Origin of the sequence: Sphingomonas elodea ATCC 31461, assembly GCF_000226955.1 — a bacterium.
Taxonomy (GTDB): domain Bacteria; phylum Pseudomonadota; class Alphaproteobacteria; order Sphingomonadales; family Sphingomonadaceae; genus Sphingomonas; species Sphingomonas elodea.
The window spans coordinates 1-16,673 of sequence record NZ_AGFU01000025.1; the positions used below are offsets into that span (position 1 = coordinate 1).

Annotated in this window: 14 protein-coding genes; 11 read left to right on the top strand and 3 right to left on the bottom strand. The window is 68.8% G+C overall.

Going from position 1 to position 16,673, the window contains the following annotated elements; genetic code table 11:
- Positions 1-54 precede the first annotated feature (54 nt).
- Together KK7_RS0108330 and KK7_RS0108335 are read right to left on the bottom strand one after the other, a co-directional pair.
- Positions 55-1,512, bottom strand: coding sequence for a carbohydrate porin (locus KK7_RS0108330; RefSeq protein ID WP_010544188.1), 1,458 nt, complete (start codon positions 1,510-1,512; stop codon positions 55-57).
- Positions 1,513-1,610: 98 nt separating this feature from the next.
- Positions 1,611-2,618, bottom strand: coding sequence for a LacI family DNA-binding transcriptional regulator (locus tag KK7_RS0108335; RefSeq protein ID WP_010544189.1), 1,008 nt, complete (start codon positions 2,616-2,618; stop codon positions 1,611-1,613).
- 127 nt (positions 2,619-2,745) lie between these two features.
- On the opposite strand from KK7_RS0108335, the gene KK7_RS0108340 reads away from it, so the two are divergent.
- The 9 genes from KK7_RS0108340 to KK7_RS0108380 are packed head-to-tail and all read left to right on the top strand — an operon-like array spanning position 2,746 to position 11,412.
- On the top strand, positions 2,746-3,993 hold the full coding sequence (locus tag KK7_RS0108340; RefSeq protein ID WP_010544190.1) for an MFS transporter: 1,248 nt from the start codon (positions 2,746-2,748) through the stop codon (positions 3,991-3,993).
- Positions 3,990-5,054 carry a sugar phosphate isomerase/epimerase family protein gene (locus KK7_RS0108345; RefSeq protein ID WP_010544191.1) on the top strand — a complete coding sequence of 355 codons (1,065 nt, stop codon included), beginning with the start codon at positions 3,990-3,992 and terminating at the stop codon, positions 5,052-5,054. Before KK7_RS0108340 ends, KK7_RS0108345 begins: the two co-directional genes overlap by 4 nt.
- Complete coding sequence (locus tag KK7_RS0108350; RefSeq protein WP_010544192.1) at positions 5,051-6,199, top strand: Gfo/Idh/MocA family protein; 1,149 nt, start codon at positions 5,051-5,053, stop codon at positions 6,197-6,199. The genes KK7_RS0108345 and KK7_RS0108350 overlap by 4 nt, the downstream gene beginning before the upstream one ends.
- Positions 6,196-6,561: a c-type cytochrome gene (locus KK7_RS0108355; RefSeq protein ID WP_010544193.1), complete on the top strand. Its 366-nt coding sequence runs from the start codon at positions 6,196-6,198 to the stop codon at positions 6,559-6,561. Before KK7_RS0108350 ends, KK7_RS0108355 begins: the two co-directional genes overlap by 4 nt.
- Positions 6,558-7,463, top strand: coding sequence for a hydroxypyruvate isomerase family protein (locus KK7_RS0108360; protein ID WP_010544194.1), 906 nt, complete (start codon positions 6,558-6,560; stop codon positions 7,461-7,463). The genes KK7_RS0108355 and KK7_RS0108360 overlap by 4 nt, the downstream gene beginning before the upstream one ends.
- Before the next feature lie 14 nt (positions 7,464-7,477).
- Complete coding sequence (locus tag KK7_RS0108365) at positions 7,478-8,305, top strand: 3-keto-disaccharide hydrolase (protein ID WP_010544195.1); 828 nt, start codon at positions 7,478-7,480, stop codon at positions 8,303-8,305.
- Positions 8,302-8,865, top strand: coding sequence for a gluconate 2-dehydrogenase subunit 3 family protein (locus tag KK7_RS0108370; protein ID WP_010544196.1), 564 nt, complete (start codon positions 8,302-8,304; stop codon positions 8,863-8,865). Before KK7_RS0108365 ends, KK7_RS0108370 begins: the two co-directional genes overlap by 4 nt.
- On the top strand, positions 8,862-9,707 hold the full coding sequence (locus tag KK7_RS0108375; RefSeq protein WP_010544197.1) for a sugar phosphate isomerase/epimerase family protein: 846 nt from the start codon (positions 8,862-8,864) through the stop codon (positions 9,705-9,707). Before KK7_RS0108370 ends, KK7_RS0108375 begins: the two co-directional genes overlap by 4 nt.
- Positions 9,708-9,738: 31 nt before the next feature.
- On the top strand, positions 9,739-11,412 hold the full coding sequence (locus tag KK7_RS0108380; RefSeq protein WP_010544198.1) for a GMC family oxidoreductase: 1,674 nt from the start codon (positions 9,739-9,741) through the stop codon (positions 11,410-11,412).
- Positions 11,413-11,427: 15 nt separating this feature from the next.
- On the opposite strand, the gene KK7_RS0108385 is transcribed toward KK7_RS0108380, so the two are convergent.
- Positions 11,428-13,611 carry a penicillin acylase family protein gene (locus KK7_RS0108385; protein ID WP_010544199.1) on the bottom strand — a complete coding sequence of 728 codons (2,184 nt, stop codon included), beginning with the start codon at positions 13,609-13,611 and terminating at the stop codon, positions 11,428-11,430.
- A 27-nt stretch (positions 13,612-13,638) separates the two neighbouring features.
- Here KK7_RS0108385 and KK7_RS0108390 point away from each other — a divergent pair, with 27 nt between their 5' ends.
- Both KK7_RS0108390 and KK7_RS0108395 read left to right on the top strand, forming a co-directional pair.
- Positions 13,639-14,922 carry a metal-dependent hydrolase family protein gene (locus tag KK7_RS0108390; RefSeq protein WP_010544200.1) on the top strand — a complete coding sequence of 428 codons (1,284 nt, stop codon included), beginning with the start codon at positions 13,639-13,641 and terminating at the stop codon, positions 14,920-14,922.
- Positions 14,919-16,628: a GH39 family glycosyl hydrolase gene (locus tag KK7_RS0108395; RefSeq protein WP_010544201.1), complete on the top strand. Its 1,710-nt coding sequence runs from the start codon at positions 14,919-14,921 to the stop codon at positions 16,626-16,628. Before KK7_RS0108390 ends, KK7_RS0108395 begins: the two co-directional genes overlap by 4 nt.
- Positions 16,629-16,673 lie beyond the last annotated feature (45 nt).

Genomic DNA, 16,673 nt, shown 5'->3' on the forward strand with positions numbered 1-16,673 from the left:
AGACACAGCCCCACCCCAACCCCTCCCCTGAAGGGGAGGGGCTTTAGCAGTACTCTACAACGTCACCGCGAACTTCAAGCCCAGCACGCCGACATCCTTGGCGTTCTTCACCCCGCCCGGCTGGTGGATCCACTGCACGTTCGGCTGCACCACCAGCCATTCGGTCGGCGAGACGCTGTAATAGAGTTCGGCCGCATATTCCGCATCGCGCGCCGGCCTGCCGGCGAGGCGATCGGCCGTCTCCATCCGCCCGTTGACGTTGGTCCGTGCGACCGCCAGCCCGATCACGTCGCCCGGCAGGCTCGGCGCCAGGCCCTTGTAGAACAGGCCCAGCGACACCTGGTTGTCGGTCAGCGTCGTAGCGCGATCGGCGACGGTGACGTTGGCGAACATGCTGAAGCCGGTCAGCGCGCGCCCGTCCTTCGAGCTGCCGGTCAGCTGCTGCTGCACGCTGGCGAACATGCCGTAGCGGCTGGAGCGCTGGAGCGGCGCGAGCCCGGTCACCGCACGCGGCCGGCGGTTGACGTCGCGCACCAGATCGTCGCCGTCCGCGGTCGAGATCCAGCCGCCCAGCTTGTACGAGCCGACCCCTCCCTGGTCGCCGCCACGCGTCCAGCCGATCTCCGCGGGCAGCAGGACGCCCGTCGCGCCCTTGAAATGGCCGATGAAGAAATCATTCTCCAGATTGCGCGGGTTCACCTCATAGGCGCCGCCCTGCACATAGACGCCGGGCGCCACGTCGACATGAACGTTCGCGCCCCATTGGCTGACCGGCCAGTTGTACCAATAATCGCCCGCCAGATTGCCCGGCTGCGCGCCGCAGAAGCTGAGGTTTTGGAAATGGCAGGAAAACACCGCGAAGTCCTCTCCGGGATTGGTGCGGCCCAGCTTCACTTCCACCTTGTCGCCCAGCTTCTGCTGCAGCCAGAACTGCGTCAGGCGGACCGTCTGGCCACGGCCATAGACTTCCTGCACCTGCTGGAGCGTATCGAGGCCCGCGGTGGTCGTCAGGTCGATGCCGCGTCGCCAGGTGACGGTGGTCTGGAGCGCCGCCCCGCCCCAGCCGACCAGCTTGTCGAGGTCGAGCAGCGCGCCGACATCGAACTGGCCGGTTTCGGCCACCAGGCGGCGATCCCCGCCGGTGAAATTATACGCGGTCTCCGATGCATAGCGCGCCGACAGGCCGATGCCGCGCGCGCCCAGCCGGGTGCGGATTTCCTGCCAGTCGCCGATCAGCCCCGGCGGCGGCGAACGCTGCGTGTCACCGGCCAGCGATGAGGGTGAGGGATCGCGCGGGTGCAGAAGATGGCTGCGGACGCGGCGCTGGGTATCGGCGCGCGGACCGGCGCCGGCATCCTGCCGGGTGGCATCGGGCTTGGGGGTGTCGATCTCGTCGGCAGGCGGCGGCGGCGCGCCGACATCGACCTGCTGGGCCAGCGCCGGCCCCGCCATCGCCATCGCCATGAATGCGAACAGGGCCGCCTGCCCCGCCCGCCAGTTTCCACGCTTCATCCCGGGCCCCTTTCGATTGCGGCGCATCAAAGGGCCGAGCGGCCATTTGGTTGCGCGCCACCGCAGATGCAGGTGCCGAGGGCGGATCGCGCGTCGTGTTACCGGGCGTTCGGCGCGGGGCCCGTGCTCGCCCGGCGGATCAGTTCGTGCGCCAGCGTCACCTGTTGCCCGGCCGGCTCCGCGCCGGCCAGGATACCGACCAGCAGTTCCACGGCACGTTGCCCGATCATGCCCTTCGGCTGGGCGATGGTGGTGAGCGCGGGGTGGAAGAAGCGCGCGAGGGGCAGATCGTCGAAGCCCATCACCGAAACGTCGCCGGGGCAGGACAGGCCCGCCATGCTCACCGCGCTCATCGCCCCCAGCGCCATCTCGTCGCTGAAGCAGAAGATCGCGGTGACGCCCTTCGCCAGCAGCGCCTGCGCGCCGCGATGCGCGGACTCCGCGCCGTAATCGCCCTCGTACAGCTCCAGGTGCGCCGCCATGCCGTGTCGCGCGACGGCGCGCACTGCGCCCGCGAGGCGATCGCGGCTGATCGGACTGATCGGCGGCCCGGTGATCACGCCGATCGCACGATGGCCGAGTTCGACGAGATGCGCGATCGCGTCGGCGCTGGCCGCCGCATTGTCGATATGCACGCTCGGCACGCCGAGTTCCGGGCTGTACTCGCAGCCGTTGACGATCGGCGCCGCCGCCCCCTGCCGCGCGACCAGCGCCTCCAGGCTGGCCGGCAGCCGGTGGCCGAGAAAGACCAGCCCGTCGACCTCGCGGCGCAACAGCATCTCGGCATATTGATCCTCCACCTCCGGATCGTGGCGCGTGTCGCCCAGCACCACGGCATAGCCGGCGTCGCGCGCCGCTTCCTCGGCGCCGCGGATGACGCTGGCGAAGAAGGGGTTGGAGATGTCCGGCACGGTCAGCAGGATCTTGGCGGCACGCAGCGTCCGCAGCGTCCGCGCGGCGACGTTCGGCCGATAGTCCAGCGCCTCGACGACCTCGAGTACGCGTCGCCGCGTCGCCTCCGCCACCCGCCCGGGCTGGCTGAGCACACGCGAGACCGTGGCGGTGGAAACGCCCGCGGCCGCGGCGACCTCGATAATCGTCGTCATGCAGATCTCTTTGTCGCTTGCGGCGAACCGTGTCGAGCCCCGACGATGTAATCCTTTACATCATTACTCCGTGTGCATAGGCTGCGATTCGAACGGCGGCAACGCCGCATCCAGGGAGAGGGCGCGCATGGTCGCTGCTGAAGGTTTCGTCGCGCAGGGCGCACAGCCAAGTTCGGGGTTGCTCACGGGACGCCTCAGCGCGCTGATGTTCCTGCAATTCTTCGTCTGGGGGGCGTGGAACGTCACGCTCGGCCTGGTGATGCAGACCGTCGGCCTCGGCAGCCTGATCGCCAACGCCTTTTCGGTAGGCCCGATCGCGTCGATCGTCGGATCCTTCCTGCTCGGCATGGCCGCGGCGCGGTTCCTCAGCCCCAAGATGCTGATGGTGGTGCTCCACCTCGTCGGCGGCGTGCTGCTGTTCGTGCTGCCGACGCTGCTCACGCCCGAGCACGGTGCCAGCTTCGTCTGGCTGCTGCTCGGCTACATGATCCTCTACATGCCCACCGTGGGCCTGGCGAACACGATCGCGCTGAAGAGCTTCGGCGAGCGCGTCGATCGCTTTCCCTTCGTCCGCGCCTTCGGCACGCTCGGCTGGATCGTGGCGGGGCTGATCGTCGGGTGGGCGGGCCTGTCCGCCAGCCCCCAGATCTTCCAGATCGCCGGCGTCGCCTCGATCGCGCTCGGCCTGTACAGCATCACCTTGCCCAACGTTCAGCCCGATGCGCCGCAGGGCAACAGCCTGATCGCCGAGGTGTTCTGCACCGAAGCCTTCGGCTTGATGCGCAACCGCTCGTTCCTGATCTTCATCCTCTGCGCGACACTGATCTCGATCCCGCTGGCGATGTATTATGCCTATGCCTCGCCCTATGTGGGTGCGGCGGGGATCGAGAATGTCGGCGGCACGCTGGCGATCGGCCAGATGTCCGAACTGGTCTTCATGTTCTCGATGCCCTGGCTCTATCGCCGCTTCGGGGTGAAGCCGCTGCTGCTCGTCGGCATGATCGCCTGGGCGCTGCGCTACGCGCTGTTCGCGATCGGCGACGGCGGCGCGGGGATCTGGGCGATCTATCTCGGCGTCGCGCTGCACGGCGTGTGCTACGATTTCTTCTTCGTCGCCGGCGCGATCTATACCGGCACGATCGCGACGCCCAAGGGCGTCAACGCCCAGGCGCAGGGCATGCTGACGCTGTTCACCTATGGCGTCGGCATGCTGCTCGGCTCGCAGATCGGCGGGCTGCTCTATGCCCAGCTGCCGGTCACGCCGACGATCGCCGACTGGCAGCATATGTGGTGGTACCCGGCCATCGCCGCAGCGGTGATCGCGCTGCTGTTCCAGTTCACCTTCAAGAACAACGCCAAGGAGGCACGCGCATGACCGCGATGCAGGGCCCCGGCATCTTCCTCGCCCAGTTTCTCGGCGACACCGCGCCGTTCGACACGCTGGACCATTTGGCCGAATGGGCCGCCGGGCTCGGCTATGTCGGCGTGCAGATCCCCTGCGACCCGCGCCTGATCGACCTGAAACAGGCGGCCGAGAGCCAGGCCTATTGCGACGATCTCCGTGCCCGGCTCGACAGGTTCGGCATCCAGCCGACCGAGCTTTCGACGCACCTGCAGGGCCAGCTGGTCGCGGTCCACCCGGCGTACGACACGCTGTTCGACGGCTTCGCGCCGGCCGCGCTCCACGGCAAGCCCGCCGAGCGCCAGGCCTGGGCGGTGGAGCAGGTGAAGCTCGCCGCCCGCGCCAGCGCCCGACTGGGGCTGAAGGCGCACGCCACCTTCTCGGGCGCGCTTGCCTGGCCCTATGTCTATCCCTGGCCGCAGCGCCCGGCGGGACTGGTCGAGGAGGCCTTCGCCGAACTCGCCCGCCGCTGGCTGCCGATCCTCGACGTGTTCGAGGAGGCCGGCGTCGACTGCGCCTATGAGATCCATCCCGGCGAGGACATCCATGACGGCGCGACGTGGGAGCGTTTCCTGGAAGCAGTGAACCACCACCCCCGCGCGCGCATTCTGTTCGATCCGTCGCATTATGTGCTGCAGCAGCTCGACTATCTCGACTTCATCGATCGCTATCACGAGCGGATTTCGTGCTTCCACGTGAAGGACGCCGAGTTCAACCCGACCGGGCGCAGTGGCGCCTATGGCGGATATGAGAGCTGGGTGAACCGCGCCGGCCGCTTCCGCTCGACCGGCGACGGCCAGGTCGATTTCGTCGGTATCTTCAGCAAGCTTGCCCAATATGGCTATCGCGGCTGGGCCGTGATCGAATGGGAATGCGCGCTGAAGAACAGCGAGGACGGCGCCCGCGAAGGCGCCCCGTTCATCCGCGACCATATCATCCGCGTCACGGGTCGCGCGTTCGACGATTTCGCGTCGAGCGGCGTCGACAAGGGCGCGATCCGCAGCGTGCTGGGATTGGGAAGCGCGGAGGCATGATCCGGCACCCGCTGAAACTCGGCATGGTCGGCGGCGGCGAAGGCGCGTTCATCGGCGCCGTGCACCGCATGGCCGCCGCGCTCGACGGCGACTGGCGGCTGGCCGCCGGCGCGTTCAGCACCGATGCGGGCAAGAACGCGCGCACCGGCGACCTGCTCGGGCTCGATCCGGCGCGGGTCTATGCGACCTATGACGCGCTGTTCGCGGGCGAAGCGGCGCGGCCCGAAGCGGAGCGCATCGACGCGGTGGCGATCGTCACCCCCAATCATCTTCACGCCCCCGTCGCGATCGCCGCGCTGAACGCCGGTTTCCACGTCTTCTGCGAAAAGCCGATGGCGATGAACGGCGACGAGGCCCGCGCCATCGCCGCCGCCGCGCGCGACAGCGGCAAGCGCTTCGCGCTCGCCTTCACCTATAGCGGCTATCCGCTGGTCGAGGAGGCGCGCGCCCGTGTCGCCCGCGGCGATTTCGGCGCGATCCGGCTGGTGCAGGTGGAATATATCCAGGGTTGGCTGAGCGCACCGCTGGACACCAAAGGCAACAAACAGGCCGAGTGGCGCACCGATCCGGCCCGTGCAGGCATCGGCGGCTGCCTCGGCGACATCGGCACCCATGCCTTCCATCTGGCCGAGCTGGTCTCCGGCCTGCGCGTGGAACGCCTGTCCGCCGAGCTTGCCACCCATGTCCCCGGCCGGCGACTGGATGACGACGTGAGCGCGCTGCTCCGCTTCGAGGGCGGTGCGCGTGGGGTCCTGAAGGCGACGCAGGTCGCCGCAGGCGAGGAAAACGGCCTGCGCCTGCGCATCCATGGCGAGCGCGGCGGGCTGGACTGGACGCAGATGGAGCCGAACACGCTCACCCTGCGCTGGATCGATCGCCCCGCGGAGATCCTTCGCGCGGGCGGGCCCGGCCTGGGGGCGAGCGCTACCCCCCTGCTCCGCACCCCGGCCGGGCATCCCGAAGGCTATATCGAGGCGTTCGCCAACCTCTATCGCGGCTTCGCGGCGCTGCTGCGCGGCGATGCCGAGGCCCAAGTGCCCGGCGTCGCGGATGGCCTGCGGACGATGGCGTTCGTCGAGGCGATGATCGCCAACGCCACCGGCGATCACAAATGGACCGACATTCCCAACGGAGAGCGTGCATGAAACTCTGGATGGCCCTTACCGCGACCGCGGCGCTGACGGCGTCCGCGCCTGCCTGGGCGCAGACGGCCGCGCCGCCGGCCTTCGCCGCGTGCAAGGCGTGCCACACCGTCGAAAAGGGCGGCAAGAACGGCGTCGGCCCCAATCTGAACGGCGTGGTCGGCCGGCCCGCCGCCTCGGCGCCCGGTTTCAGCTATTCGACCGCGCTGAAGAATGCGAAGCTGAGCTGGGATCCCACGACGCTCGACCAGTTCCTGACCGCGCCGATGAAGAAGGTGCCGGGCACCCGCATGCCGATCGGCATGGCCGATCCCGCCAAGCGCGCGCAGATCATCGCGTACCTCAAGGCGGTGGGCGGCAAATGAGCGTGTCGCGCCGCTCCGTGCTGGCCGGCGCCGCAGCAGCGCCGCTGATCGCCGCCTCCGCCGCGCGCGGCCAGTCGAACGCGGCGCGCTTCTCGCTTCATTTCGCGCCGCACGAGGGCAGCTTCGCCAGCCGCGGCAATCGGCTGGAGCAGATCGCCTTCGCCGCCGACCAGGGCTTCACCGCCTGGGAGGACAACGAGGCCGCGAGCCGCCCGATCGACGAGCAGGTGGCGATGGCCAAGGCGCTGTCCAGCCGCGGCATGAAGATGGGCGTGTTCGTCGCCGCCATGCCGAAATGGGCACAGTCCCGCCCGATCCTGGGTGCGAACGACGGCGCCGAGCGCGACGCGTTCCTGGCGGACATCCGTGCCTCGATCGACGTTGCCAAGCGGCTGAACGCCACGCGGGTAACGGTGGTCACCGGCTTCCTCGATCCCAAGGTGCCGCTGGACATCCAGACCGCGCGGGTGATCGACACGATGCGCCGCGCCGGCGACATCGTCGCACCGCACGGGTTCGCGCTGGTGATGGAGCCGCTCAACACCCGCACCAACCATCCGGGCGTCTACATGCAGAGCATCGCGCAAGGGTTTGCGGTGGCACGCGGGGCGAACAGCACAGGCGTCAAGGTCCTCGCCGATCTGTACCACGAGCAGATCCAGTCCGGGAACCTGATCCCGACGCTCGACATGTGCTGGAGCGAGATCGGCTATATCCAGTTCGGCGACAATCCGGGCCGCAAGGAGCCGGGCACGGGCGAGGTGAACTACGCCAATATCGTCCGCTGGCTGCGGGCGAAGAGTTATGCCGGCGTGATTGGCATGGAACACGGCAATTCGGTGGCCGGGCGCGCGGGCGAGGAGCGGCTGATCGCCGCCTATCGCACGATCGACGCCGGCTGAAGGGGAAGAGAGCGATGTCGAAACGCAGCACCCTGCTGCTCGCCGGCCTGGCGGCACTGGCTGCAACGCCCGCAGCCGCGCAGGAAAAACCGGGCTTCAAGGATACGCCGACGCTGCCGGGCGGGAACTGGCACGTCCATGACTCGGACCGCCCCGCCCCCGATGTCGTCACCCCCGCCGCCCGGCCCGGCGGCGCGCCGTCGGATGCGATCGTGCTGTTCGACGGCCGCTCGCTCGATGCCTGGACGGCGCAGCGCAAGGCCTGGCCGGTCGAGGGCGGCGTGCTCACCGTACCCAGCCGCGCCAGCAGCGGCGGCGAGAACGCGCTGATCACCAGGCAGAGCTTCGGCGACGTTCAGCTGCATCTCGAGTTCCGCTCGCCCACCCCGCCGACCAAGAACTCGCAGGATCGCGGCAACAGCGGCATCTGGTTCATGCAGCGCTACGAGATCCAGATCCTCGACGGCTATCAGAACCCCACCTATGCCGACGGCACGGTCGGTGCGGTCTATGGCTGGAAGCCGCCGCTCGCCAACGCCTCGCGCAAGCCCGGCGCGTGGCAGAGCTACGATATCGTCTTCGAACGCCCCCGCTTCGCCGCCGACGGCAAGCTGCTGCGCCCGGCCTATATCACCGCGTTCCTGAACGGCGTGCTGGTGCAGAACCATCAGGCGATGCTCGGGACCACCATCTGGCGCAAGGTGGCCAGCTACGAGGCGCATGCCGATGCGCTGCCGATCCAGCTGCAGGACCATGATTCACCCGTCTCGTTCCGCAACATCTGGGTGCGTCCGCTGCCGGAGCGCGCGATCGCCCAGGATCTTCCCGGAGAAGGCAAATGAGGATCGATCGCCGCGCCGCGCTCACCGGCGTGCTCGCCCTGTTCGGCACCAGCGTGTTCGCGCCGCTCGCCCGCGCCGCGCAGATGACGGCCGCACAGCTGATCCCCGATGGACCGCCCAGCGTCGCCGTGTTCAGCCCCGCCCAGCGCGCGCTGATGACCGCGCTCAGCGAGCGGGTGATCCCCACCACCGATACGCCGGGCGCGATCGCCGCGGGCGTGCCGGACTTCATCGAGAAGCTGCTCGCCGACTGGGCATCGCCCACGGATCGCGTGCCGATCCTCGCCGGACTCGACGCGCTCGAGGCACGGTCGCAGCAGGACCATAAGGTCGCCGCCGACAAGGCGACGCCCGAGCAGCAGGATGCGCTGCTCACCCTGGCGATGAACGGGGGCTTCCCCGGCGGCAAGACCTTCTTCGAGGCGTTCCGCCAGCTGGTGATCACCGGCTACTACACCTCGGAGATCGGCATCACCCAGGAACGCGAATATCTGCCGGTGCCGGGCGAGTATAACGGCGCCTTCCCCTATGCTCAGGTCAACAAGGTGTACAGCGCATGATGCTCGATCGTCGCACTCTGCTCGCCGGCGCGGGCAGCGCCACCACCCTTGCCGTGATGGGCCGCCTGGTGCCGGCCGCGCACGCCGCCCGGATCCAGGCGGTGGGCATCCAGCTCTACACCGTGCGCGACATCTTCCAGAAGGATCCCGCCGGCACGCTCGAGGCGATCGCGAAGATCGGCTATCGCGAGGTCGAGTTCGGCGGGGGCGGCTATGACAGCATGGACCCGGCGATGCTCCGCCGGGCCATGGAAAAGGCGGGCCTGCGCTGCCCCTCGCTGCACATCGGCTACGACGCGCTGCTCGGCCAGTTCGACAAGTCGGTGACGATGGCGCGCACGCTCGGCGCGCAGACCGTGGTGCTGCCCTACATGACCGACCAATATCGCACCGAAGCCGGCTGGAGCGGCGCGGTGCCGAACTTCACCAAGTTCGCCACGCAGCTCAAGCAGGCCGGCATCGGCTTCGCCTATCACAACCATGATTTCGAGTTCACCACCAAGCCCGGTGGCGTGAGCCTCTACGACCGACTGCTCAAGGAAACCGATCCCGCGCTGGTGAAGGTCGAGCTCGACCTCTACTGGGCGAAGCGCGCGGGCCAGGACCTCGCCGCGCTGATCGATCGCCTGAACACGCGCCTCTATTCGTATCACGTCAAGGACATGCGGGCCGATGGCAGCATGGCCGCGGTCGGCACCGGCACGATCGATTTCGCCGCGCTGTTCAAGCGCAGGGCGAGCGCGGGCGTGCGCCATTTCTACGTCGAGAACGATCAGGCGCCCGCGCCCTATCTTCCGGACATCACCACCAGCTTCAAGACGCTGCAGACGCTGCGCTTCTGACCAAATAACCATCCCTTGGAGAGGGAACATCATGGCTGCAACCAACAGGTTCGACGCGATCGTGATCGGCTCGGGCGTCAGCGGCGGATTTGCCGCGAAAGAACTCACCGAGAAGGGACTTCGCGTGCTGATGCTCGATCGCGGCCGCATGGTCGAGCATGGCGAGGACTATCCGTACGACGGTAAGCCCGCCTATGACGTGCCGGCGCGCAACGTCATGCCCAAGGGCCTGCAGGAGCGCGACTATTTCATCGCCAAGCGCGGCTATGTGCAGCCCAGCAACATGGGCTTCTACAACAACGATCGGCTGAACCCCTATGCCTTTGACGAGGGCAGCAAATTCTACTGGATCCGCCCCGGCGCGGTGGGCGGCAAATCGCTGATTTGGGGCCGCTGGAGCTTCCGCTGGAGCCCGCAGGATTTCGAGGCGAACCAGCGCGAGGGCGTCGATGGCGCCTGGCCGATCGGCTATGACGATCTCGCACCTTGGTACGCCCGCGTCGAGGACTATATCGGCGTCTCCGGCTCGCGGGAAAATCTGCCCTATCTGCCGGACAGCAATTTCCAGCCGCCGATGCCGATGAACGTCGCCGAGAAGTGGCTGAAGAGTCAGCTGGAAGCCAAGTTCCCGGGCCGCAAGCTGATCCACACCCGCCTGTCGAACATGACCGAGGACAAGCCCGACCAGGGCCGCACCAAGTGCCAGTTCCGCAACCAGTGCGGCAATGGCTGCTCGTTCGGCGCCTATTTCTCGACGCAAGCCGTCACCCTCCCCGCCGCCCGCGCCACCGGCAGGCTGACGCTCCAGTCGGACGCGGTGGTGACCAGCATCGAATATGATGCGGCGAAGAAGCGCGTCACCGGCGTGCGCTATGTCGATGCCAAGACCGGCCAGGCGCAGGTGGTGCAGGCGGACCTGGTGTTCCTCTGCGCCTCGGCGATGGGCTCGAACCAGATCCTGCTCAATTCGCGCGCGCCCGGCAGCGAGCGCAGCCATTTCGACAGCAGCGGCACGCTGGGCCGTTATGTGATGGATCACATCTTCCGCGTCGGCGTGGAGGGCGAGATCCCGGGCATGACCGACCTGATCGAATATGGCCGGCGCCCCGGCGGCGTCTATATCCCCCGCTTCCGCAACCTGGACGGCGAAGAGGGCGTGGGGTTCCGGCGCGGCTATGGCTATCAGGGCAGTGCGCGGCGCGAGCCTGCGGCGCCGGTCGGCTTCGGCGCCGCGATGAAGCACGGCATGCGCCGCTACGGGCCCTGGAAGTTCAGCATGGGCGCGTTCGGCGAATGCCTGCCCTACAAGGACAATCGTGTCTCGCTGCACCCGAGCAAGGTCGACCGCTTCGGGGTGCCGCTGATGCGCTTCGACGTGACCTTCCGCGAAAACGAGCTGCGGCTGATCGCCGACGCCCGCGTGCAGGGCGAGGCGATGCTGCGCGCGGCGGGCCTCCAGAACGTGAAGAGCAGCGAGGGCGACCATGTACCTGGCGACGCGATCCATGAAATGGGCGGCGCGCGGATGGGCGCGGATCCGCGGACCTCGGTGCTGGGCAGCTTCAGCCAGGCGCATGATGCGCCGAACCTGTACGTCACCGACGGCGCGCAGATGGCGTCGGCATCGTGCGTGAACCCCTCGCTCACCTTCATGGCACTGACGATGCGCGCCGCGGATCACGCGGTGAAGCAGCTCCGCGCCTGACGTACGCGAGCGTCGTTACCGGCCCGGCCGGTAGCGACGCTCGACATGCCCGGCGAGTTCGTCCGCGTAGAAATAGACCTTGCGCAGATCGCCGCTGGCATAGCGATCGATCTGGTCGGCAAAGTGCGGCGAGGCCGGTTCGCCGCTCTGCCCGCCGGCCATCACCGCGCGGGCGGAGACGCGCGGGCCGAACGACACCACCGCCACGAAGCTGTTGCCGCTGGTGCCGTAATAGCGCTTCGTGCCCGGCCAGGTCTTCGCCCCGAACGAGGCGAGGCTGCCCCATTGCGCCGAGGTGAACGGCACCGCCACCGAGGCTTTCGCATCGTCGAAATGCGGCTGGAGCGCATCGTCGAGCCGCTGGAAGCGGTTGATCTGCCCCCAGGGCGCGCGCCAGGTACCGAAGTCGCGCGTCAGCCGGTCGACCACTGCCGACAGCGCCGCGAGCCGCGTCGGGGCATCGACCTTTGCCGCGATAAAGTCCGGCACGTTCATCCGCTCGGCCTGCGCGAAGCTGCCCACCTCGCGCCACAGCTGGTCACCCCAGAACACCGCGAGGCTGGTGGCCACCGAGTCCGCGCTCCAGCGATGGTCCCATCCCGCCAGGACCGCCACGGGCTCGGCCAGCGCCGCCCGTCGCGGATCGCTTAGCGGCAACGCGCGCCATGCCGCCACCAGTTCCGGCACGAGCCTGGCGAAGGCGGGCAGATAGGGATCGAACGCTGCCGCGCGCAGCCGCTCGGCCGTCCAGCCGCGCTTGCCGGTGAGCAGCAGGTCCGCATGCACGCCGCGCGCGTTGCCGCCCACCTGGTCCATGTAGCGCGGATAGTCCCTGGCCCTGGGGCTGTCCGGCCCCGCAGCACTCCACGGCCAGTCATTGGTGTTGTGCGCCCAGCCGACCTTGGGGTTGAGCACGCTCGGCAGGCTGAGGAGCGTGTGCAGCCCCTTCCAGTCGGTCGCCGGATCGCTGCCGTCGACGGGCCGCGTATAGTCGAAGCGATCGTCGCGCACCGGCATGAACTGCGGCATCAGGAACGCGATCTCGCCCTTCGAATCCGCGAACAGCGTGTCGTTGGAGGAATTGGCCTTGCGCTCGGCGACCTGCAGATAGCCGGCGAGGTCGGTCGCCTTGGTGCGCAGGAAGCTCTGCTCCAGCGCCGGCACCGGCCGCCACATCAACGCGGTGGCGATCCAGCGCCCGTCCTTCGCCGCGACGATCGGCCCGTGATGCGTGCGCCAGGTGGTGAAGCGCCGCTCGCCCATCGTGCCGTCGGGCTTGCGATAGCGCAGCGTCACCACCCGCGCCGCCACCGGCCGCATCTCTTTGCCATAGCGATAGGCCCAGCCGGCGCCCGCCCGCACGATCCGCTCGGCAAAGGCATCGACATTGTCGACCGTGGAGGAAGTGTGCATCCACCCGGCCTTGGCATTGAAGCCCTGGTAGATGAAGAACTGGCCCCAGGTGCTCGCGCCGTACGCATTCAGCCCCGCATCGCTGGTCACCTGCGCCTCGGAGCGGAAGTAGAAGCTGGTATGCGGGTTGATCAGCAGCAGCGCGCGGCCATCCGCCGTCAATTTCGGCGCGATCGCGATGCCGTTGGAGCCGCTGGGCTCGCGCGGCACGCTGCCCTGCTCCTCGGGCGTGGGCGGCGTGGGGGTGCCATAGAAGGTCTTGAGATCGCTCAGCGAGATGCGTTCGATGTCGCCGCCGATGCTGCCCTCGGTGAAGCTCAGCGCCATCCACGGCTCGAAGCGCGTCAGCACCTTGGGCTTTACCTGCGGATGCGTCGCCAGATAGAAGTTCAGCCCGTCCGCCCAGGCCTGCATCAGCGCCTGCAGCCACGCCGGGCTGCGGGCATAGTCCTGTTTCAGCTGCTCCGGATCGACGAACAGCCGCTGGCGCAGATCGGCCCAGAGCGCGCCCTCGCCCTCCGCCTCGGCGGTGCGGCCCAGCGCGGTGAGATAATTCGCCTCGATCCGGGGGAAATCATCCTCGGCCTGGGCATAGATCATGCCGAACACCGCATCGGCATCGCTCTTGCCGCGGATATGGGGGATACCCCAATCGTCGCGGGTGATCGTCACGCGGTCTGCCTGCGCCCGCCAGCGGGTGCGCTCCGGATCCGGCGCGGCGGCGGTCGCGCCGAGCAAAGCCAACAGAAGCAACGGATTGCGCGTGCGCCCGATCAGCGTATCCATGGGCGCAGACTAGAAGAGGGGGAGCAGATGGCCAAGCACTGGTTGGCGGTCCTTGCCGCGCTGGCACTGGGCGCCACGGCGACGGCGCAGCAGGCAGAACCCGCCGCCTTCCTGCTCAAGCCCGCCGCGGTGTTCGACGGCCTCGACGGCGAGCGCCATGCCGGCTGGCAGGTGTTGGTGCGCGGCGACCGGATCGTCGCGGTGGGCCCCGACCTCCCTGTCCCGGCCAACGCCACCGTGATCCCGCTCGACGGGACCACGCTGATGCCCGGCATGATCGAGGGCCATGCCCACCTCTTCCTCCACCCCTATAACGAGACGAGCTGGAACGATCAGGTGCTGCACGAGTCCCTCGCGCTGCGAACCGCCCGCGCGGTGGCGCAGGCGCGCGCGACGCTGCACGCGGGCTTCACCAGCCTGCGCGATCTCGGCACCGAAGGCGCCGGCTACGCCGATGTCGGCCTGAAGGCGGCGATCGACCAGGGTATCGTCGAGGGACCGCGCCTGCAGGTGGCGACCCGCGCCATCGTCGCGCTCGGCGCCTATGGCCCCAAGGGCTTCGAGCCCGGCGTCGCGGTGCCGCAGGGCGCCGAGGAAGTCTCCGGCCCCGACCAGATGGTCGCCGCGGTGCGCCGCCAGATCGCCGCCGGAGCCGACTGGATCAAGCTGTACGCCGACTATCGCTGGCGCCCCGGCGAAGACAGCCGCGCGACGCTGAGCCTCGAAGAGATCAGGGCCGCAGTCGCCGCCGCGCACGATGCCGGCCGCCCGGTGGCGGTGCATGCCGCGACCGCCGAGGGGATGCGCCGCGCGATCGAGGCGGGCGTGGACACGATCGAGCATGGCTATGGCGGCACGCCCGCGATCTTCGCCGCGATGGCCGCGAAGAAGATCGCGCTGTGCCCGACACTCGCCGCCTCGGATGCCACCGCGCGCTACCGAGGCTGGAACGGCGCCGAGCCCGCGCCCGCCGCCGTGCGCATCAATCGCGAGAGCTTCCGCCTCGCGCTCAAGGCCGGCGTGCCGATCTGCATGGGCGGCGATGTCGGCGTCTACGCGCACGGCGACAATGCCCGAGAGATGGTGCTGCTCGCCGCCGCCGGCATGCGCCCGGCCGAGGTGCTGATCGCGGCAACCTCGGGCAACGCCCGCTGGTCCGGCCAAGCCGAGCGGCTGGGCGCGGTGAAGCCCGGCCTGCTGGCCGACCTCGTCGCCGTCGCCGGCGACCCCACGCGCGACATCGCGGCGGTGCGCACCGTACGGTTCGTGATGAAAGGCGGCCGGATCGTGCCGCTGGAGACCGCCAGGTGACGCGATTTTCCCGCACCCTCGCCGCTGCCGCGCTCCTGGTGCCCGGCATCGCCGCTGCGCAGCCAGATCCCGCGCCCATCCCCGTCACGATCGCGGTCGACGCCGCGCGCGATGAGGGCCCGGTCGAGTCGATCTGGCGCTTCTTCGGCGCCGACGAGCCAAATTACGCGACGATGAAGGACGGCCGCACGACGCTGGCGACGCTGGGCGCCCTCGCCCCGGACCAGGTCTATTTCCGCGCGCACAACCTGTTCACCTCGGGCGACGGCACCCCGGCGCTCAAATGGGGCTCGACCGGCATCTACCGCGAGGATGCGGAGGGACGCGCGATCTACGACTGGACGATCGTCGACCGCATCTTCGACACCTATCGGGCGCGCGGGGTGCGGCCCTATGTCGAACTGGGGTTCATGCCCGAAGCGATGTCGACAAGGCCCCAGCCCTATCAGCATGACTGGCGCCCGGGCAGCGGCGATCTGCGCACCGGCTGGGCCTATCCGCCGCGCGACTATGCCAAATGGGAAGCGCTGATCTTCGAATGGGTGCGCCACTGCATCGACCGCTATGGCCGCGCCGAAGTCGCCACCTGGTATTTCGAGACGTGGAACGAGGCGAACCTGCCGCAATATTACTGGGGCGGCACGCGCGAGGAGTTCTTCCGCCTCCACGATGCCGCCATTCGGGGGGTGCGGCGCGCCCTGCCCGAGGCACGGGTCGGCGGACCCGACAGCGCGGGCGCGGGCGATGACTTCCTCACCGCCTTTCTCGCCCATGTGCATGCGGCGGGCACGCCCACCGACTTCCTGTCCTTCCACGCCAAGGGCCAGCCGGTCGTCGTGCAGGACGCACAGGGCAGCCATGTCCGCATGGGCCTGAACACCCATTTGCGCGCCGCCGATCGCGAGTTCGCGCGGATCGCCGCCGATCCGGTCGGCCGCACCAAACCCATCATCATCGGCGAATCCGATCCCGAGGGCTGCGCCGCCTGCCAGGGCCCGGCCAATGCCTATCGCAACGGCACCATGTATTCGAGCTACACCGCTGCCACCTTTCCCCGCCTCCGCGCACTCGCCGCGCGACGCGGGCTGAAGCTGGAAGGCGTGCTGTCCTGGGCCTTTGAGTTCGAGGACCAGGCGCCCTTTGCCGGCTTCCGCCAGCTCACCTCGGGTGGGATCGACCTGCCGGTGATGAACCTGTTCAAGCTGTTCGCCAAAATGCACGGCCGCTACGTCCGCGCGGTATCGAATCGTCAGCTGCCGCTCGACACGGTTCTCGGCCAGGGCGTCCGCGCGGAGCCGGACATCGGCAGCGTCGCCAGCCTCGACGGGCAGACGCTGTCGATCCTCGTCTGGCACTATCATGACGACGATGTGGCCGGCGCGGATGCGGACGTGACGGTGAAGCTTGCCGGCCTGCCCCCTGCGCTCGCCCGCGGCGCGGCGCTGGTCCACTATCGAATCGATGCGGCCCATTCGAACGCCTTCGCCGCGTGGCAGGCCATGGGCGCGCCGATCGCGCCCACCAACGCGCAGCGGGCAACCCTGCTCAAGGCGGCAGCGCTGGCGACCGTCGAGGCGCCTCCCGAGCCCATCCGCGCCGGCAAGGCCGGCACCACGCTGCGCTTCCGCCTGCCGCGACAGGGCGTCTCCCTCCTCGTGCTGCGTCCCGCCGGCGCCCGGGATGCGCAGGCCAAGCAGCGACACTGAACTCCCGTCGGGGTGAGGATGCCCGCGCCTCCTCAGTTCCGTCGA

Bases quoted from the DNA above. Each gene is read 5' to 3' on its own strand.
- KK7_RS0108330 (WP_010544188.1), bottom strand. From the start codon at position 1,512: ATGAAGCGTGGAAACTGGCGGGCGGGGCAGGCGGCCCTGTTCGCATTC.
- KK7_RS0108335 (WP_010544189.1), bottom strand. From the start codon at position 2,618: ATGACGACGATTATCGAGGTCGCCGCGGCCGCGGGCGTTTCCACCGCC.
- KK7_RS0108340 (WP_010544190.1), top strand. From the start codon at position 2,746: ATGGTCGCTGCTGAAGGTTTCGTCGCGCAGGGCGCACAGCCAAGTTCG.
- KK7_RS0108345 (WP_010544191.1), top strand. From the start codon at position 3,990: ATGACCGCGATGCAGGGCCCCGGCATCTTCCTCGCCCAGTTTCTCGGC.
- KK7_RS0108350 (WP_010544192.1), top strand. From the start codon at position 5,051: ATGATCCGGCACCCGCTGAAACTCGGCATGGTCGGCGGCGGCGAAGGC.
- KK7_RS0108355 (WP_010544193.1), top strand. From the start codon at position 6,196: ATGAAACTCTGGATGGCCCTTACCGCGACCGCGGCGCTGACGGCGTCC.
- KK7_RS0108360 (WP_010544194.1), top strand. From the start codon at position 6,558: ATGAGCGTGTCGCGCCGCTCCGTGCTGGCCGGCGCCGCAGCAGCGCCG.
- KK7_RS0108365 (WP_010544195.1), top strand. From the start codon at position 7,478: ATGTCGAAACGCAGCACCCTGCTGCTCGCCGGCCTGGCGGCACTGGCT.
- KK7_RS0108370 (WP_010544196.1), top strand. From the start codon at position 8,302: ATGAGGATCGATCGCCGCGCCGCGCTCACCGGCGTGCTCGCCCTGTTC.
- KK7_RS0108375 (WP_010544197.1), top strand. From the start codon at position 8,862: ATGATGCTCGATCGTCGCACTCTGCTCGCCGGCGCGGGCAGCGCCACC.
- KK7_RS0108380 (WP_010544198.1), top strand. From the start codon at position 9,739: ATGGCTGCAACCAACAGGTTCGACGCGATCGTGATCGGCTCGGGCGTC.
- KK7_RS0108385 (WP_010544199.1), bottom strand. From the start codon at position 13,611: ATGGATACGCTGATCGGGCGCACGCGCAATCCGTTGCTTCTGTTGGCT.
- KK7_RS0108390 (WP_010544200.1), top strand. From the start codon at position 13,639: ATGGCCAAGCACTGGTTGGCGGTCCTTGCCGCGCTGGCACTGGGCGCC.